Genomic DNA, 16,904 nt, shown 5'->3' with positions numbered 1-16,904 from the left:
TTTCCGCGGCAGGATTCTTTTTTCGGAGCAAGCGCCGAAAGGGGGCCGACACCCTGTTTCGGCAATATCTGCCGTTCCGGCCTTCATTTCGCCAAAATTGGATTTTTTAAAAAAAGAGCCCTGTTCTGACTGAGGGCTCCAATCGATGAATTTCGCAAATAAGAGTTTCTCGGGATCGGATAGACTGAGGTTCACTATTCATCGGCAGCGCGGCCCGGTCCGATAATCGCAGACCTCTCACCAGGATCCGCCTCAAAAGGCGGATGATCCGATATTTTCTCCGTTCAGGCCGTGCCGATGATCCTTCCGAAATTTCCGCCCGCCATGGGAAACCTTCTAATACAGATTTCAATCCGTTCAATCATGTTTAGCCTGTATGCCCGGCCGGCTCCTGAGGAAAATATCATTGATTGCTCTGTATCCTTTCAATCTGCTTTAATTCGCCGAGCATCCAGGACGTGTAGCTTTGCCCTGTAGGCAGCGTCTCCGTCACTTTAACGACCGGCACGTTGTTTTTATTTGCAAGCGCTACGATCCTGTTGACAGTCGGGTCGCTTGCCTGAATGTTGTCAACAAAGAATTTGATCCGATGATGGGTGATATCGTTCTGCAAAGCGGCAATATCCCTCGGCGCAGGATCATTTCCATTCTCAACCGCCAGTTCAAAGCCTCTATTGCCGACTTTATACTTTAGCGCCTGCAGCATATAGTCGAATACCGGTTCAGAGACATCTGCCGTCTGGTTGGCCGCCTGTTTAGAAAGCTTGTCAACCAGCTTTTTCACCGGCTTGATTTTCGCAATATAGGCAGCGGCATTCTTTTGGTAGTCTTTGGCATGAGACGGATCAAGCTTCGCCAGTTCGGCGGCAATTTGCCGGGCAAGTGCCGGCATCGTCTCCGGATTATACCACAAATGTTCATTGTCTCCGGCTTTCCTGTTCATCAGATCTTCTCCGACACGAAGCACCTTTTTATTCGTCTGACCGGCCGAAACGAGTTTATCCATCCAGCTGTCATAGCCGATGCCGTTATAGATGATCAGCTTAGCCTGGTCGACGGACTGAGCCGTTCCCGTCGTCGGTTCAAATTCGTGCGGATCAACGCTTGGTTTGTTAATGATCGAAGTGACATTGACGCGGCTGCCGCCGACAGCCCGGGCAACCTCCCCGTAGAAGTCTTCCGCAGCGACAACATTGATTTTTGACGAAGCGCTGTTATTGGATGACGCTTTTCCGCATCCTGACAGCACTCCTGCCGATATGATGAGGACTCCGAATAAAATAAAAAATTGATGGATAAAATGATGACGCTTCATGTTTCCGTTGCTCCTCCTGATCGCTTGATCCGTTTTTAATCGTCATGATTACGTTTTATAAAGCAAAGATTGAGCGCTTCTGTTTTTTTTTAAATACCCTTCACATTCACAACCCGGCGTTTAAGGCGCTTAAAAAGATCTCCCGATCACTTTAAATCTCTTAAATAAATGCCTATGATAGTCAATTAATATGTAAATATGATGTTCCGGCAGAGTCATGGAAATCCTGACGGGTTTCTTCCCCCCTTCTCTCTGTCGGGAACACCCGGCCCGTCCGCTCGACAATCTCTCCGCGCTTTTTACAGGCCGTCTCTCTTCATTTACCAGCTTGCTTTCTTGATCCCGGGTATCTGTCCTTTATGCGCGTATTCTCTGAAAGCAATCCGGGACATCCCGAATTTTCTCATATAGCCGTGCGGCCTTCCGGTCAGCCGGCAGCGATGATGAAGCCGCGTCGGCGATGAATCGCGGGGGAGTCCTGCCAGCGCGGCATAATTTCCCTCCGCTTTCAGTTCACGGCGCCGATCGGCATATTCGGCGACCAAAGCTTCACGTTTCAATTCCTTAACTATTTTTGACTTCTTAGCCACTGTATTTTCACTCCTCTATAAATCGTAATAATTACGATTTACGTTTTCTATTAAACCATACCGCCGCCTCTTTGGCAAGACATGTTAAAAATAATTTCCCCTTCCGGGCCGAATCTGATCCTTTTTCATTGTTTAAATACAAATTGCAGACCGCCGATGGGAATTAAGGGGAACAGGCCGATCGTCAGGATTCTCCGTTTACTCTTTGCCGCAGGGTGAATACAGGTGTTTGAAAGATAGCAGTTTCTTCCTTTTCTGACATTTTTTATCCGTGTCTCCTGCCGATCCGGAATGATCCGGGCTTTACTGGGGAAACGCACAATTCTTCCCGCATTTTCATACAGTACGAGTGAGAACACTTTAGGGGAGATTTTCATTGATGATTCATGTGGTCCAAAGCGGAGAGTTTCTATGGCAGCTTGCACAGCGCTATCATGTATCGGTAAATACGCTGGCGGATATCAATGATTTGTCTGATCCGAATCGTTTGGTGGTCGGCCAGGCACTGATTATTCCCGTTCCGGAAACAGGTCATGAGGGGCGCAAACCCGACGTTGAAGTCAATGCCTATACGTATCAGACGAGCGGTGAGGCCGTTCGATCGATTCAAGAGGTCGGCCGTCTGCTCACTTATTTGGCCCCATTTGCCTACCGTATCACCGAAAACGGAACACTCGATCCGATAGACGATCAGGCGATCATTTCCGCTGCATTCGCTGAAAAAGCCGTTCCTATGATGTCGATTACCAATTTTACCGCAACAGCAACGGGCACCAATTTGGCGCATGTTGTCCTGAGTACGCCGGCCTATCGCGAAAATCTGTTGTCGGACGTAATTCGGATCATGCGTGAAAAAGGATATCGCGGATTAAATATTGATTTTGAAAATGTCCTCCCTGCCGACCGTGAGCAGTACAATCAGTTTCTTCAGCAGGCTGTAAATCGCCTCCATCCATTAGGCTATTTTGTATCCACCGCTTTAGCGCCAAAAACAAGCGCTGCGCAGGCCGGATTGTTGTACGAAGCGCACGATTACGAGGCACACGGCAGGATCGCCGATTTTGTCGTACTGATGACCTATGAATGGGGCTACCGGCTTGGGCCGCCGCAGGCAATCTCACCCCTTTATCAGATGAGAAGAGTTGTGGAATACGCCTTATCGGTAATGCCGGCAAATAAAATTTTTTTAGGATTCCAGATTTACGCCCGGGACTGGGTTCTTCCGCATGTACAGGGCCAGGTGGCAAGAACCTTCAGTCCGAAGGAAGCCGTGGAACTGGCGGTAAGATACGGCGCTGCGATTCAGTACGATTCCGCCGCTCAGGCCCCGTTTTTCCGCTATGTCGACGGACAGAACCGCCTTCACGAAGTCTGGTTTGAAGATCCGCGGAGCACGCAGGCTAAGTTCGACCTGGTCAAACGCTATCACCTCCGCGGGATCAGTTATTGGGCTTTGGGTTACTCTTTCCGGCAAAACTGGGTCATGCTTGAGGACAATTTCAGCATCCGCAAATGGATCAGATAATGAGAAGGGCCCGATCACATCCTGCGGGTCCGAACGTCTCATTACTTTGACTGTCCGGCCCTTTAATACGTCCCGAAACAGAATCAACCTGCTGCCGTCAGTTGTCTAAGATCGCGAAGGTTCTGTGAACGGCACACAATGCCCGGGACAACGGACAATGGCATTTGCGTGCCCCGTCCATTATTGTCAAGATGCTGCATTTTAGAATAGGTATATCGCCACAGCTCATAATGGGGGACTGTACAGGATGCGGCAGAACCCGGCCATCGGCAACCGATATATGTCTTTATCGGCGGCCTTTTTTGTGACAATTATGTTAATCCGAGCATTTCTTTTGAATCCGAAAAGACGACTGTGTTAAACCAAAAGCAGAAGGTTGCGGGCAAGAATAAAGACGACTTTCTAAAAAAACATGTTCAGGGAGGAAAGCGAATGTCTGAATCAACCGTTACAGCAGCCTTATCAGGTACTTTTACAATCGGCGGCGATTTGCCGGTCAATCGTCTAGGGTACGGGACGATGCAGCTGCCGGGCCCCGGCGTTTGGGGGGAATCGAGTAATCCGGAGGAAGCCGTCCGTGTCCTGCGGACCGCCGCGGAACTCGGCGTCAATTTTATTGATACGGCGGATGCTTACGGTCCGTTTGTCTCCAATGAATTGATCAAAAAGGCTCTCTATCCCTATCCGAACGGCCTTGTGATCGCCACAAAAGTCGGACATACACGTCAGGGACCGGGCAGATGGATCCCCGTCGGCCGGCCGGAGTATCTTCGTCAGCAGGTTGAATTGAATCTGCGCACGCTCGGACTGGATCACATTGATCTGCTTCAGCTGCACCGGATCGATCCGAAGGTGCCGCTTGCCGACCAGATCGGTGAACTGGCGCTGATGAAACTGGAAGGAAAAATCCGCCATATCGGACTGAGCCAGGTCAGCGTCGGAGAACTGCAGGCCGCCAACGAGATTACGCCGATCGTTTCCGTCCAAAATTTGTACAATCTGGCCAAACGCGATTCGGAATTCGTACTGAACTACTGCGAAAAGCACCAGATCGGATTCATCCCCTGGTTCCCTCTGGCAACGGGAGCGCTCGCCAAGGAAGGCGGAGCGCTCGATCAGATCGCCAGAAAATACGACGCGAAACCGGCACAGATCGCCCTGGCCTGGCTGCTGAAACGTTCGCCGGTCATTCTGCCGATTCCGGGAACGTCTTCAGTTGCCCACGTAAAAGAAAACATTGCCGCCGCCGGAATTAAACTCAGTGACGAAGACTTTCAGACTCTGTCAAAGGCTGTCTGAACGGAACCCGGTCAGCGCTGGAAAATCCGCCGATTCATCTGAAAATATAAACTGAAAAAAAACAGACAGCAGGAACGCTTTGCCGATTCAATTGGGAGCGTTCCTGTTTTTATATTTTATAAGGGAGAACGGCATGTTATTGAAAGATAATTGGTATCCTCTTAACTCATGTATCCAGCCAGGCCGCTGCGTGAAAGTGTCATTGATGCTTCCGAAAAACGAGTTGGCAAGAGCGGTCGTCTATGGCTTCCGAATGTTCATGCGAACAGCGATTTATTCCGCTAAAAAAGAGGGCTACCCGGTGCGAATAGGCGTTACCTGTCGGAAACACACGATCTCTTTCTTCGGCCCGCCGCGTATTTTTATGAATTGGAAACGAAAATAGCCGAAGACGACGGATATCAGCAGTAAAGCGCCGCCTATCATATCTGTAAAGCGCAGAATATCGACAGTAAAGTGCTTAAAATCAACAGTAGCGGCCGAAAAATCGACAGTAGACGTGGAATAAATAAGCGCGAATAATCGGAACAAACAGTTGTCCCCGATTCATTTAACTAATTGCTGTTTACCCTTGACGGGGCGATACTCTGCCAGAATAGGGCGAATCGAGACCATTTTGGGGTGATCGTTCACTGTTTTAGGGCGATTCATTCTTTTTTCGGGGTGATAAACTCCTGATGGGGCGATACTCTGCCAGAATAGGGCGAATCGAGACCATTTTGGGGCGATCGTTCACTGTTTTAGGACGATTCATTCTTTTTTCGGAGTGATAAACTCCTGACGGGGCGATAACTCGCTGTTTCAGGCCGATTAGCGAATTTTTCGGGACAAGGATTCTCGGACCGATACTAGCCGACGGCCTGGCTGTATGGATCGGATTTCAGTCCAGTTATTATCCATTAGCCGTTTTTCGGTCGTCACACGGAACCTATCAGCCGGCGCCCGATTTTCGACGATTGCAGAAGTTTATGGATCGTGGAAACGTTCTCCGTCTTTCAAGAGATGGTTTTAGGAAGAGTCGATCATCAATTGACGGCAGGCCACAGCAGGACAATGAGTTAAGGGGATACTCGTATAAAAGATTTTCCGAGCGAAGGGCAAAAATCGATTATAAGACATTGCGTATCCATCGGGAAACATGTTCTGAACTTTTTAACGAATAATCAGGATCATGCCGCTGCGCCGAAACCGTCTGTACCGATTAAAGACCCGATTTGTGCTTTGATTAATTACTTAAATAGCTATCCTTCGTTCCGATTATTCGCGCTTATTAATTCTACAGCAACTACTGTTGATTCTTTGCACTTTATTGGCGATTGTTCAGCTGCATGTTCCGGTGAACACATAGAAACCGGCTTGTTCAGGCCGCTTCTCGGTTTTTCTCGCTCACTGCAGTCTATCGGTCGTTGCCAGGGGTTTATCGGCCGTAACTTGCCGTTTTTTGGTTGGCGCAGGCAGTTTTTCGGTCATCGCAGGCAGTTTTTCGGTCGGCGCAGGCAGTTTTTCGGTCATCGCTCACGATTTATCGGTCGTGCGCGATTTTTTCGTCGTTACTGGGCCGGCTGTCGACCGGCGCTTCTCACAATTCAGTAAATCACAGCTTCTGTCTGATGAAATAATAGTTAAACGAAGCTTGATTGTCAGCCAAATCCGCCTGTTTCCACTGGTTTGTTAGCCCTATTGAGATCTGACAGAAGGCATGATCCGATCAGTCGTATTAATTAAGAGATACGTGCAAGCAATCTGTTCGGTTAAGCAGCAACACTTTCTCGTAAACAGCTTTTTTTCGGTTGATGCCCTATTTCACGCAGACGGCGATGGTTAAGCCCGGTTTTGTACCGATTCTGCGACTCGTTCATCATCTATTATTCTTTTCTGATCCGGATCCGTGTACTTTATCGGTTGAGAATCCGTTTTTTATAAAAATTCCGTTATGTTCCAAACAGAAAATTGAGAAATGGCAATGAGATAACGGCTAGATACCGCCCATTATCAGGTACAATTTTTTATTACAAATGATGACTGATTGAATCGGGCTTCGTAAACGTTTTCAGCTGAAGCAGCCAGGACAGTCCGCAGAGAAAAGAAACCAGGCCGATTATCAGACCCATGATGGGAATGCCGGCCGTTTCGTAAAGATAACCCAAGCCGGCATAAGAAAGCTGCATGACACCTGAATAAGTGGAAGTGTGCAATGAAAAGATCCTCCCTCGGACTTCTGCTTTTGTATGAACCTGCATCAGATAACTGTCCAGTGGGATGATAATCCCCGAGCTGATGCGCATCAGAAGCAGCATAAAGGCTCCGGCAATAAAAACGGCCGACTGCGCGAGCAGCGCAAAGAACAGAGCCTGTGTCAAATAGGCAGCCCCGTACAACCAGTTTGCCCGTTTATCGTTGCTTCCGACAAACCTTTGGACAAACAAAGCTCCCAGCAGAACCCCAAGGCCGTCTATGGCATACAGCATACCAATACCGAATCCGCCCATTTTATAAACCATTTCTCCGAGGATCGGTATCAGGATGGCATATCCTCCGCCGGCAAAACCCCAGCTGATGCCGATCAATAGGATCGCTTTGACTGCTTTATTCCCGGAGGCCTCCCTGAAGCCCTCTTTTAAAGCGTTAAAATAAGGTTCCGCTCTCTTATTTCCGCCTGTATTTTTCGGCATATGAATCTGAAAAATATAGAAAGCAGACCAAATATAGGACAGAGAATTAATCAGAAAACCGACAACAGGGCTCACCAAAGAAGAAACGATGCCGCCGCCCGCTGCTCCAAGAATACTCATGAAGCCATACGTCCCCGAGCTCAAAGCATTGGCGGATGCTAAATCTTTATTTGAAACAATAAGAGGAAAGGCTGCCTGCTGCGCCGGTACGAACATAATTCCGGACAATCCCAAAAGAATAGCTCCGGCATACAAAAAAGAAGTCTCGTGGTCAAAAACAGCCAGGGGGAAAAGCAGCACGACTGCGGCCCGGATCAGATCACTGATCAGCATGAGCGGCTTTTTCGGATAACGATCAATAAACGGACTCACAAAGGGACCCAGCGCAACGGAAGGCAGCGACCGGCATAAAAGAACCATGCCCATGGCCGACGGAGAATGTGTCAGAGATAACGTCACCTGACTGAGCGCAACCTGGTTAAACCAATCTCCCAGTATACTGCCGCTGCCCGCCAGCCATAGTTTTCGATAATTCGCATTTCGACGCAATAAGCTATTATTTGGGGCCAAAACTACCTGTGCCTCTTTTCACATCATTAGAAATTTTTTTGCGCTAGGTGTGGAATTTATTGCTGGCCCATTTTCTCCAAATCCGGTATTTAAAAAGGCCCTCTTTATTTTAGCTTACGATCTTTCTCTGCCAATTCATGCAGACCGGGCAATCGAGCTATTATTTTTAGTAAAGGCCAACTATTTTGCCAATTTTTTTGTTTCATCCTTTCGTTATAAATCATCATCCTTTTTTTCTTTTCCCGAGTAAAAGGTGTCGGTCGAACAGTCATACTCAATAAATCACTGACTCCGTGAGGAACTGTCAAAATGACTTGATTATGCGCATCCAGTCGTGCGCCAATTGCTGTAGCCGTTTCGGGAAATTTAGAAATGGCATCGGTTGAAGATGCATAAGGAGCAGTATCAGGGTTATGTACATGCATACGTGCTTCGTTTTTCACCTCCCAGTGATATCCAGGCTCCTTAGCTTTCAATTGAGACTGCGCTTTTTGTTCATATGAGTCATCAATAAACCGGTCGTTAAAATAGATGACGTCAATGTCATGAACAGGCGTACGATGAAGTAATTGAGCCTGGTAATCCCAGATTCTTGAACGTAGAAAACCTGCACATAACCAACTATCCGGAAGATCTAAATCACGTACTAAAGTCAATATTTTTATTATTTCCCGATCATTTTCTATAAAAGATAGAATATCAGCCTTATTTTCCAGCATTATTCTTCCCCCCGCCCCCGGCATCCTGAAATAGCTGTCAGCAGCGTGTGTGCCGCCAACTTGTGAACGCATACAGATTATCCCGGCTCAGTTTCGATTGAATAAACCTTGACTTTTTTCCCCGTAAGTGTGATTTTTTTTTCACATTTCATGCCGATTTTTTCAGCAACTTTTTGAGAAATCGTATTTCCGCTCTGAATTAGTGCAATGAATCTTTTGATGCCGCAATTCGTTTGTCCATAATGAAACAGCGCACGAGCCGCTTCGGTCGCGTAGCCATTATTCCAATAACTTCTGGCGACCCAATAGCCGATTTCGATTTCTCTTGTTCCATCAACTGTCTGAGGCACGAGACCGGCGTGCCCGATTTTTACGTGATCCTTTTTTCTGGTCAGCACCATGAGCCCCAAACGCGGATCTACTTTGTACGCAGCGTAAATCCAGTCCAGAAATCGTTGGGCCCCCTCTTCGTCACGAGTTCTTCCATTACCGATAAAGCGGACTTCTTCAGGATCGGAGAGCAATGAATGCAAGAACATCAAGTCGTGATTATCATACGGGCGAAAGAGCAGTCTTTCAGAAGTTGGATACATGCGCGTGCCCCTCCTTCACGATAAATCTAATAGCAAAAATGCGATTATTGAGGTGAGCCTGACCTGAAATGGGCGAATCCTAAGTTTCATCGTCGGGCATTTTCTCGTACAAATGCCAAAAACGATGCAAGGCGGTATTCCCTTTCCCTGCTTTTCAGATAGGTCAAGTAAACCGTCATATCCGGAGGCGCTGTTTTGGAAGAATATTCTATAGATTTCAGTATACCTTTTTTCACCCCTTCCCGGGCGACACTTTCCGGCAAAAATCCAAGATAATCAAGATTCGAGATTAATCTTAAAGCCAGGCCGGAATAGTCAACCCGGACACCCGCTGCGGCATCTGCTCCGAATTCGCTTTTAAACCACTCGTCATAGGCAATGCCCCAATTCTGGTACAGCAGCCTGCCGTTCCGAAACACTTCTTCCCGTGAGAGAGACTGAACTGCCTGATAACTTTTACTGCTGCCGATCAGGAGAATCCGCTCCCGTCGGAAAAGGTTTTTTTCAAATAAGGAAGAACGCGGCGGAATGAAGACAAACGCGGCATCAATGGACCCTTCCTGAAGACGGTTGATTAGATGCGACGAGTGGTCGGTGACCGTCCGGACCGATATTGTACCCTTTGCGCACAGCTTTTCTATTAAATAATAGATTGAACTGTCCCAGATCGTATTCAGTCCGCCGATCACGATCCGATAGTCAACCTTCCCCCTGATCCGCAGATCCGCCTCAGCCTGCCTCATTCGACTGACTATTTTCCCGGCATGAGAGAGAAATAGACGGCCGTCGGGCGTCAATCGAACATAGCGCGTACCTCGATCAAATAATTTCCTGTTCAATTGATTTTCCAAGGTCTTGATTCGTGCGGTGATGGTTGACTGGACAACATTCAGTATTTCCGAGGTCTTGGTGAAGCTGGACGTTTCCGCGAGCGTCAGGAACGTTTCCAGTTGTTCCTGATCCATGGCCGGCCTTCTTTCTATTTATTTTTTTCATTAATACTATTAAAACTATTCGTTTATCAAATAGAAGTCAATTGATTAAGATGAAGTTGCTTTCTGAAAAGGGGCAAAATCCATGATTAAGAAAGGAACTTGATGATATGAAACTGTTTAAGAGTATACATCCGCGACTTGCCCTTATCTTATTCGGCTTGCTGCTTACCAACACTGGTTCATTCATGATCCTGCCTTTTTTGAGCCTGTATCTGAGCAGCCTGAAGCTATCAGCGGGCACGATCGGACTTGTCCTGACGGTCAATGTACTTTGCCAGCGCGGACTGACTTTTTTTGGGGGCATACTGAGCGATCGGTTCGGGGAAAGAAGATTACTGATCATCGGTCTGTCAGTGCGGCTGATCGGTTACATTCTTTATAGCTCCGCCGGTCATATTTCATCGATTTTTCTGGCCTCGGCATGCGTTGGCCTAGGCGGTGCCTTATTCGCTCCAGGTTTAATGGCGACTATTGTCAAGTTGGCCGGGGACTCAAAACAGGCAGTCTTTGCTCTGCGCAATACAGTGATCAATATCGGCTCGTCAATCGGCCCGATACTGGGCGGATTGCTTTACCGCTACTCTGTTTTTTGGATATTTATGCTGACGGCTCTGGCTCATTTGATTTTTCTGCTTTTCATTTTGTTTGCCGGTCCCGATGACATCCATGCCGAACAGAAAATTCCTGCCGCAGACCTGTTCCATTATGTTTTTCATCATTACGTCATGATGATTCTGGCACTCGTGAACGCGATTTTCTGGTTCGTGTACAGCCAGTTCAATCTGGCCATTCCCCTATACATGAACGATTTTTTTCAAAGGCCTTCTCTGACCGGATTTTTATTCACGATAAACGGATTATTTGTGATTTCTCTTCAATACGCCATTGCAAAATTATTTTTCCAGAAATTTTCCGGCCGGTTCATTCTATGCTTCGGGTTTCTTTCGATGAGCGCCGCTTACTTCATCCTTGGCCTGATTCCTCATTTAGTGTCCATATTTCTTTTTGTTTTGCTCTTCAGTACGAGCGAGGTATTGACCCTTCCGACAATCGACAGTCTGGTTTCCGAACGGGCCCCCGAAAACCGGCTCAGCACCTGCTACGGATTTGTCGATCTCGGCTGGGCAATCGGAGCAGCAGCGGGCAATCTCATCGGCGGCCCTTTCTTCGATTTTGTTCAGAGCCGCCATCTGTTTCCGCTTGCCTGGTTCAGTTGCGGAATCCTGTCCCTCCTGACGCTGTTCTTTATCTTTCTTCTCGGTCCCGGGCGGCAGACTCTCCATCCGGCTCAAACCGGAGCAGTAAGCGGCAAGTAAAGCCGTTTTAAAAACATGATAAAACGGGTCCCCTGGAACTCATTAAAAATGTGAATGCAGAATAAAGATTATTTCATTGCGGAAAGAATGGCTCTCCTGTAGATTTCAATTTTCTTATCCAAGTGGCTGAGATTATTTTCTAACGCTTTTTTCTTTTCGAGTATCGACAGCCGGTGCAGGCGGAGCATTTCCAGTCTTTCTTCCATCGTTTGGTCGCCTTCATATCTCAGCTTCGCATACTTTTGTATGTCTTTTAAAGGCATGGCCGTTTCTTTCAGCCTGAGTATAAATTCAATCCAGGCTTTGTCCTTCTCCGTATAGCGTCTTTGATTATGTTCATCTCTGCCGGGGAAAATTAATTTTTCCTTTTCATAATAGCGAAGCGTATAAATGCTTAGTCCGGTTAATTTTGCAAAGTCGCCGATTGAAAAATCCATCCGAATGCCTCCCCGTAAATTTTGATTTGACATAGAGTATACTCCAGCCCTTACGCTTAGATTGTAGCAAAAAAAAGGAGGATAAAAAACATGGAGAAAAATCGTTATGAAGCCGGATTGGAAAAATTGTCCGAAGTGGACGGCGGTGCAGGAACCGAGGTCGTTCAATCTTTGAAAGACGTCGCTCCTGATTTGGGAAGGTTCATCATTGAATTTGCCTTTGGAGACATCTATACTCGCCCTGTTTTGGACTTGAAACAGCGCGAGCGAATCACATTAAGCAGCCTCGCATCAATCGGCGGTGCAGAAAATCAGCTGCGCGTCCACATCAACGGTGCACTAAATGTCGGCGTGACGCCCAAGGAAATTGCTGAAATTTTTATTCACTGTGTCCCCTATGCCGGTTTCCCCAGAGCGTTAAATGCGGCAGCCGCAGCCAAGAAAATTTTTCAAGAAAGAGGACTCATATAAAATAAGTTTTTATCAGTATCTCTTTAGCCCATTTTCCTGCTATGTCATCAGACGATGATTTACTTTTTCTGCGATCGTCAATCTCGAAAGATGAAAAGCGTTTCCTTCCGCAATCAATAAACTGCCGCAACGATCGATAGAACGGACGTGACGACCGATAAACGGCGCCTAACGACTGATCAGCTTACTGCGACGGCTGATGAACCGGGGGCACCGACTGATGAATTCCCGCGGCAATCGATAAACCGGGGGCACCGACTGATGAATTCCCGCGGCAATCGATAAACCGGGGGCACCGACTGATGAACTCCCGGCGGCGATCGATAAATCGCCTGCGATGACCGATAAACTGCCTTTGTCGACCGATAAATCACGTACAATGACCGATAAACTGCCTTTGTCGACCGATAAATCACGTACAATGACCGATAAACTGCCCATGTCGACCGATAAATCATCTGCGATGACCGATAAGCCGAGGGGACTGGTCAATAAGCGGAGTGCCATGGCCGATAAACCGAATGCACCGATCGATAAGGGATACCTATTTAATTTTTTTTTAACCATTTGCTGTCGATTCAAAAGTAAATGGCTTTTTTTAATTGTATGCGCATTAATCACAGCCATTTTGAAAAGAATCAAGTCTATTTTTCCAGCTGCTCCGAATCGGCCCGCCGGTTCGATCCCGTCTCAGTATTTCGTTCCCCTCATCATTGAAACAAGGCAGCCCCCTTCCACTGGTTTTGAAATCATAGAGATTAATAGGGTGACCCCACTCACATAAGGCGGCTTTGTTATCTGGTAATAAATGCCGGATAAAATCCAATTCTGAAGTTTCGTCTGTCTCTATTTCATCATTCATTCTCCGATTTCTGCCTGAGATTTTTACCTTAGAATCCATTTTCCTCTAAATTAATGATAATCATGGTATAGCGACGATCATATTATATTGACAGTCATAGTAATATGACCTATATTATATTTGACGAGGGGGCATACGATGAATAAAAAACTCTCCTCCGATTTACTCAGAGGGCATACAGATACAATGATTTTGAAACTGTTGATAGACGAAGACCAATATGGCTATCAAATCACAAAATTGATCCGGCAAAATTCTAATGGCGAATACGAGCTGAAGGAGGCGACCATGTATTCCAGCCTGAAACGGCTGGAAAGCGACGGATGTATCGTTTCTTACTGGGGCGACCAGACACAAGGAGGCAGAAGAAAGTACTATAAGATCACCGAAAAAGGGAAAGCCGTTTATTCGGAGAACAAAAGGAACTGGGAATACGCCAAGCGCGTACTTGACAACTTATTGTGAGGAGATCGGATGTTATGAATGAAAAGTTAACGGATTATTTGAATGACGTTTTCGCGCCTTATGATGGAGTAAAAAGTGTTGCCGAATTGAAGGCTGACCTGCTCACCGATCTGCAGGAGCGGTTCCGCGAGCTCAGGGACGAGGGCAAGGACGATGAAACGGCTTTCCAGATGACGGTCGACAGCATCGGCGATATTGAGCAAACGGTACAGGAAGTTGCCAACTCTTCTCGCTCGCTGGAGCGGCAGGCGCTGATAAACTTCAACGCGAGCGATCTGCAGAAAAGCGATTTTGCCGGCGTTACCGCACATAAAGGAAAATTTAAAGGGAGCGCTTTGCGCGGCTCCGACTTTTCGGGTGCAGATTTAACCGGCAGCTCGTTCGCCGCCAGCGCTTTGCGCGAAGCCAATTTCGATGGTGCGAACCTGACTGACTGCACGCTATACGCCAGCGATCTCAGAGATACCAGTTTCCGGCAATCGATTCTTGTCCGCACCAATATCAGCACGTCGGATCTGAACGGGGCCAAATTTGCAGACGTAAAACTGACCGACGTCAAACTGACAATGACCGATCTCAGAAAAGCCCTATTTGAAAACTGTACCTTTGACGGCGTAGACTTCAAATATTCCGACCTGCGGGGCCTGTGCCTCGACGGGCAGACATTTATCGGCGTCAAGTTCGACAAAGCGGCGCTGAACGAAGCGATGTTTAGAGGGGCGACGTTCAAAAATGTATCCTTCCTTGCACCGATTACTTTTTCCAAAAAGTATTACCGCGCCATTAAAACTATCTGCTTTGACGGTGCGATGATGGATAAGCTGACCTATGCTGCGCTCAAAGGTGCAAAAGCCGATCTATCAAAAGTTACTGTCATTTAGGCCCGGAAGATTTTGGTCCCTTCCGGCTGGATTTGCGGTCCTATCGGCCGTTTTCGGCGTCTCGGATCGACCACCTGTCATTTCAGAAAATAACCAGCCCCCGGCCGGACAGAAATTTCCTATTGAGGTCAAACCTTTATCTTACGATAAGCGAAGGTTATGCGAAACTGAGCCATCCAGAACGTGCACTCATTTTTATTGGCGGAAACAATCGGATTATTTTGCACTCGAATAAAGATAGGCAGCTGTAGCCCTGCTTGCCGGTATGCCTTTTGCGTTTTAGAGGAGATTCATTATTAGAACAACCGCCATTGACAAGCCATCTATTGCGTATTACTATATAGCTGTAGTAAGTGATACAGAATATAAGTCATACGGAATAGTGGGGCGATTGTGCTGAAAAACCTAACGGAAATGCTTAAAGGCGTGCTTGAAGGCTGCGTCCTGGAAATTATAAGCCGCAAAGAAACCTACGGCTACGAAATCACGCGGCGGCTGAACGCCCTCGGCTTCACGGATGTTGTGGAGGGAACGGTGTACACCATCCTGGTTCGGCTGGAAAGAAGCAAGCTGGTAGAGGTCACCAAAAAGCCCTCCGACAAAGGGCCGCCGCGAAAGTTTTTCGTGCTTAACGACGCGGGGCACGAGGAACTGCGGAAGTTCTGGAAAAAATGGGAGTTCGTATCATCAAAAATTAATGAGTTAAAGGAGGAAAAGCAATGAATTTTTGGGAAAAAGTCACAGGCAGCGACATGACTAAAGAATTGAAAACTTTTGAATCGCGAGCCAAAAAACTGCCGGCAGATTATCAAGCGGCATGGGAAAAAATCAAGGCCAATCTTTGGCCGCACTCAGATTTCACCGGCCGCAACCTCATGCCGATTCTTGACGGTGTGCTTGGCCTGCTCGAAGAGGCGGCAGCGGACGGTCAAAGTGCCCGGGAAGTATTGGGCGACGATATCAAAGGCTTCTGTTCAGCGCTGGCCGGCGAAGAAGGAGCCAAGTCTTTTCGCGATAAGTGGCGCGAGCAACTCAATAATAATATCGCTAAAAAATTAGGCAAATAGGAGGACAAAATGAGCATACAGGATATCATCGAAGGCAAAAAAGAATGGCGGGCGCACATGGCGCGCGTCAAAGCGCTCCCGCAAGATTATCAGATTGTTTATAAAGAGATTCAAAAATATCTTTTTAAGGTCGGCCCTGTTGAACTAACCGACGGGATAGGTTTGCTGTCGGGGATTGTCGATCTTTTTGAAGAAGGCGCGGCCCTGGGGAAAGGCGTGCTCGAGGTGACAGGCAGGGACGTAGCAGCTTTCTGCGACGATCTAATCAAAGATTCAAAAACTTACGCTGACATCTATCAGGAATCTGTTAACCATGAAGTGAACAAGGCCATGAAAAAGGTTACGGATAAGGAAGGAGGATCTCGCGATGGAAAAAGCCATTGAAGTGAAAGGCCTGAAGAAATCTTTCAAGGACACGGAAGTCCTGAAGGGCGTCGAATTTGACGTGAAGCGAGGTGAGGTTTTCGCCCTGCTCGGCTCCAACGGCGCCGGCAAGACGACGATTGTTAAGATCCTTACCACGCTGCTTAAACAGGACGGCGGAACCGCCGCCGTAAACGGCTTCGACGTTGCAGCAAAGCCCGACGATGTGCGCCAATCGATCAGCCTGACCGGGCAATTCGCCGCCGTAGACGAAATATTGACCGGGCGGGAAAATCTGATCATGATCGCCAGGCTGCGCCACCTCCAAAATCCGCGGCAGATCGCCGATGATTTACTGAAACGCTTCGGCCTGGCCGAGGCCGCCGACCGCAGGGTTTCCACCTATTCGGGCGGTATGCGCCGCAAGCTCGATATCGCCATGAGCCTGATCGGAAAACCGAGGCTTATTTTTCTTGACGAACCGACCACCGGGCTTGACCCTGAGGCGCGCATCGAGGTCTGGAAGACGGTAAAAGAGCTTGCCGACAGCGGCACGACCGTGTTCCTGACCACGCAGTATCTGGAGGAAGCCGAGCAGCTTGCGGATCGAATTGCGATTCTGCATGAGGGACGAATTATCGTGAGCGGCACGCTTGAAGAGCTGAAAAAGCTGTTTCCGCCCGCAAAGGTGGAATATGTGGAAAAACAGCCGACGCTCGAAGAAATCTTCCTCGCAATCGTCGGCAAGAAGGAGGAAAAATAAC

At 47.7% G+C, this 16,904-nt stretch carries 19 protein-coding genes; 10 read left to right on the top strand and 9 right to left on the bottom strand.

All coding sequences use genetic code 11. The annotated features are described in order from the left end of the window. Nucleotides 1–403 precede the first annotated feature (403 nt). Both Q6A92_RS00765 and rpsN read right to left on the bottom strand, forming a co-directional pair. Complete coding sequence (locus tag Q6A92_RS00765; protein WP_332236716.1) at nt 404–1,315, bottom strand: metal ABC transporter solute-binding protein; 912 nt, start codon at nt 1,313–1,315, stop codon at nt 404–406. 320 nt (nt 1,316–1,635) lie between these two features. Further along, nucleotides 1,636–1,905 (bottom strand): 30S ribosomal protein S14, encoded by a 270-nt coding sequence (gene rpsN / locus Q6A92_RS00760; RefSeq protein WP_332236715.1) that lies wholly within the window; start codon nt 1,903–1,905, stop codon nt 1,636–1,638. Nucleotides 1,906–2,284: 379 nt separating this feature from the next. On the opposite strand from rpsN, the gene Q6A92_RS00755 reads away from it, so the two are divergent. Continuing rightward, a complete protein-coding gene (locus tag Q6A92_RS00755) occupies nt 2,285–3,430 on the top strand; it encodes a glycosyl hydrolase family 18 protein (RefSeq protein WP_332236714.1) in 1,146 nt (381 codons plus the stop codon). A gap of 432 nt (nt 3,431–3,862) precedes the next feature. Continuing rightward, a complete protein-coding gene (locus Q6A92_RS00750) occupies nt 3,863–4,729 on the top strand; it encodes an aldo/keto reductase (protein WP_332236713.1) in 867 nt (288 codons plus the stop codon). Nucleotides 4,730–6,738: 2,009 nt separating this feature from the next. Here the strand turns inward: Q6A92_RS00750 and Q6A92_RS00745 are convergent. From Q6A92_RS00745 to Q6A92_RS00730, 4 genes are all read right to left on the bottom strand, one after another. Beyond that, the gene (locus Q6A92_RS00745) at nt 6,739–7,971 is read right to left on the bottom strand and encodes an MFS transporter (RefSeq protein WP_274400086.1); all 1,233 of its coding nucleotides are present in this window, start codon (nt 7,969–7,971) and stop codon (nt 6,739–6,741) included. A 104-nt stretch (nt 7,972–8,075) separates the two neighbouring features. Beyond that, entirely contained in the window at nt 8,076–8,690 is a 615-nt protein-coding gene (locus Q6A92_RS00740) for a nucleotidyltransferase family protein (RefSeq protein WP_332236712.1), read from the bottom strand. Nucleotides 8,691–8,767: 77 nt separating this feature from the next. After that, complete coding sequence (locus tag Q6A92_RS00735) at nt 8,768–9,283, bottom strand: GNAT family N-acetyltransferase (protein WP_332236711.1); 516 nt, start codon at nt 9,281–9,283, stop codon at nt 8,768–8,770. Between the two features lie 86 nt (nt 9,284–9,369). Continuing rightward, entirely contained in the window at nt 9,370–10,248 is an 879-nt protein-coding gene (locus Q6A92_RS00730; protein ID WP_332236710.1) for a LysR family transcriptional regulator, read from the bottom strand. A 137-nt stretch (nt 10,249–10,385) separates the two neighbouring features. Between Q6A92_RS00730 and Q6A92_RS00725 the strand changes: the two genes are divergently transcribed. Continuing rightward, on the top strand, nt 10,386–11,594 hold the full coding sequence (locus Q6A92_RS00725) for an MFS transporter (RefSeq protein ID WP_332236709.1): 1,209 nt from the start codon (nt 10,386–10,388) through the stop codon (nt 11,592–11,594). A gap of 68 nt (nt 11,595–11,662) precedes the next feature. Here Q6A92_RS00725 and Q6A92_RS00720 read toward each other — a convergent pair whose 3' ends face one another. After that, nucleotides 11,663–12,031: a MerR family transcriptional regulator gene (locus tag Q6A92_RS00720; protein ID WP_274400080.1), complete on the bottom strand. Its 369-nt coding sequence runs from the start codon at nt 12,029–12,031 to the stop codon at nt 11,663–11,665. Between the two features lie 90 nt (nt 12,032–12,121). On the opposite strand from Q6A92_RS00720, the gene Q6A92_RS00715 reads away from it, so the two are divergent. Continuing rightward, entirely contained in the window at nt 12,122–12,502 is a 381-nt protein-coding gene (locus Q6A92_RS00715; protein WP_274400078.1) for a carboxymuconolactone decarboxylase family protein, read from the top strand. 168 nt (nt 12,503–12,670) lie between these two features. On the opposite strand, the gene Q6A92_RS00710 is transcribed toward Q6A92_RS00715, so the two are convergent. Both Q6A92_RS00710 and Q6A92_RS00705 read right to left on the bottom strand, forming a co-directional pair. Continuing rightward, nucleotides 12,671–13,084 carry a hypothetical protein gene (locus Q6A92_RS00710; RefSeq protein ID WP_332236707.1) on the bottom strand — a complete coding sequence of 138 codons (414 nt, stop codon included), beginning with the start codon at nt 13,082–13,084 and terminating at the stop codon, nt 12,671–12,673. A gap of 31 nt (nt 13,085–13,115) precedes the next feature. Continuing rightward, complete coding sequence (locus Q6A92_RS00705; protein ID WP_274400074.1) at nt 13,116–13,364, bottom strand: hypothetical protein; 249 nt, start codon at nt 13,362–13,364, stop codon at nt 13,116–13,118. A gap of 138 nt (nt 13,365–13,502) precedes the next feature. On the opposite strand from Q6A92_RS00705, the gene Q6A92_RS00700 reads away from it, so the two are divergent. The 6 genes from Q6A92_RS00700 (at nt 13,503) to Q6A92_RS00675 (ending at nt 16,903) form a co-directional block, all read left to right on the top strand. After that, nucleotides 13,503–13,829 (top strand): PadR family transcriptional regulator, encoded by a 327-nt coding sequence (locus tag Q6A92_RS00700; protein WP_274400072.1) that lies wholly within the window; start codon nt 13,503–13,505, stop codon nt 13,827–13,829. Nucleotides 13,830–13,843: 14 nt separating this feature from the next. Next, nucleotides 13,844–14,710 (top strand): pentapeptide repeat-containing protein, encoded by an 867-nt coding sequence (locus Q6A92_RS00695; RefSeq protein ID WP_332236706.1) that lies wholly within the window; start codon nt 13,844–13,846, stop codon nt 14,708–14,710. A 414-nt stretch (nt 14,711–15,124) separates the two neighbouring features. After that, complete coding sequence (locus Q6A92_RS00690; RefSeq protein ID WP_274400359.1) at nt 15,125–15,433, top strand: PadR family transcriptional regulator; 309 nt, start codon at nt 15,125–15,127, stop codon at nt 15,431–15,433. Continuing rightward, on the top strand, nt 15,430–15,777 hold the full coding sequence (locus Q6A92_RS00685) for a DUF1048 domain-containing protein (protein ID WP_274400068.1): 348 nt from the start codon (nt 15,430–15,432) through the stop codon (nt 15,775–15,777). The genes Q6A92_RS00690 and Q6A92_RS00685 overlap by 4 nt, the downstream gene beginning before the upstream one ends. Nucleotides 15,778–15,786: 9 nt before the next feature. Then, nucleotides 15,787–16,161: a DUF1048 domain-containing protein gene (locus Q6A92_RS00680; RefSeq protein ID WP_274400066.1), complete on the top strand. Its 375-nt coding sequence runs from the start codon at nt 15,787–15,789 to the stop codon at nt 16,159–16,161. Further along, nucleotides 16,145–16,903, top strand: coding sequence for an ABC transporter ATP-binding protein (locus Q6A92_RS00675; RefSeq protein ID WP_332236705.1), 759 nt, complete (start codon nt 16,145–16,147; stop codon nt 16,901–16,903). Before Q6A92_RS00680 ends, Q6A92_RS00675 begins: the two co-directional genes overlap by 17 nt. Nucleotide 16,904: the final 1 nt, after the last annotated feature.

It is taken from the genome of Sporolactobacillus sp. KGMB 08714, assembly GCF_036598985.1.
Classification (GTDB): domain Bacteria; phylum Bacillota; class Bacilli; order Bacillales; family Sporolactobacillaceae; genus Sporolactobacillus.
This window is presented reverse-complemented; position numbering and strand designations above follow the sequence as displayed.

Excerpts from the sequence above, each read along its gene's own strand:
- Q6A92_RS00765 (WP_332236716.1), bottom strand. The coding sequence starts at position 1,315 with ATGAAGCGTCATCATTTTATCCATCAATTTTTTATTTTATTCGGAGTC.
- Q6A92_RS00755 (WP_332236714.1), top strand. The coding sequence starts at position 2,285 with ATGATTCATGTGGTCCAAAGCGGAGAGTTTCTATGGCAGCTTGCACAG.
- Q6A92_RS00750 (WP_332236713.1), top strand. The coding sequence starts at position 3,863 with ATGTCTGAATCAACCGTTACAGCAGCCTTATCAGGTACTTTTACAATC.
- Q6A92_RS00740 (WP_332236712.1), bottom strand. The coding sequence starts at position 8,690 with ATGCTGGAAAATAAGGCTGATATTCTATCTTTTATAGAAAATGATCGG.
- Q6A92_RS00735 (WP_332236711.1), bottom strand. The coding sequence starts at position 9,283 with ATGTATCCAACTTCTGAAAGACTGCTCTTTCGCCCGTATGATAATCAC.
- Q6A92_RS00730 (WP_332236710.1), bottom strand. The coding sequence starts at position 10,248 with ATGGATCAGGAACAACTGGAAACGTTCCTGACGCTCGCGGAAACGTCC.
- Q6A92_RS00725 (WP_332236709.1), top strand. The coding sequence starts at position 10,386 with ATGAAACTGTTTAAGAGTATACATCCGCGACTTGCCCTTATCTTATTC.
- Q6A92_RS00720 (WP_274400080.1), bottom strand. The coding sequence starts at position 12,031 with ATGGATTTTTCAATCGGCGACTTTGCAAAATTAACCGGACTAAGCATT.
- Q6A92_RS00715 (WP_274400078.1), top strand. The coding sequence starts at position 12,122 with ATGGAGAAAAATCGTTATGAAGCCGGATTGGAAAAATTGTCCGAAGTG.
- Q6A92_RS00705 (WP_274400074.1), bottom strand. The coding sequence starts at position 13,364 with ATGAATGATGAAATAGAGACAGACGAAACTTCAGAATTGGATTTTATC.
- Q6A92_RS00700 (WP_274400072.1), top strand. The coding sequence starts at position 13,503 with ATGAATAAAAAACTCTCCTCCGATTTACTCAGAGGGCATACAGATACA.
- Q6A92_RS00695 (WP_332236706.1), top strand. The coding sequence starts at position 13,844 with ATGAATGAAAAGTTAACGGATTATTTGAATGACGTTTTCGCGCCTTAT.
- Q6A92_RS00690 (WP_274400359.1), top strand. The coding sequence starts at position 15,125 with ATGCTTAAAGGCGTGCTTGAAGGCTGCGTCCTGGAAATTATAAGCCGC.
- Q6A92_RS00685 (WP_274400068.1), top strand. The coding sequence starts at position 15,430 with ATGAATTTTTGGGAAAAAGTCACAGGCAGCGACATGACTAAAGAATTG.
- Q6A92_RS00680 (WP_274400066.1), top strand. The coding sequence starts at position 15,787 with ATGAGCATACAGGATATCATCGAAGGCAAAAAAGAATGGCGGGCGCAC.
- Q6A92_RS00675 (WP_332236705.1), top strand. The coding sequence starts at position 16,145 with ATGGAAAAAGCCATTGAAGTGAAAGGCCTGAAGAAATCTTTCAAGGAC.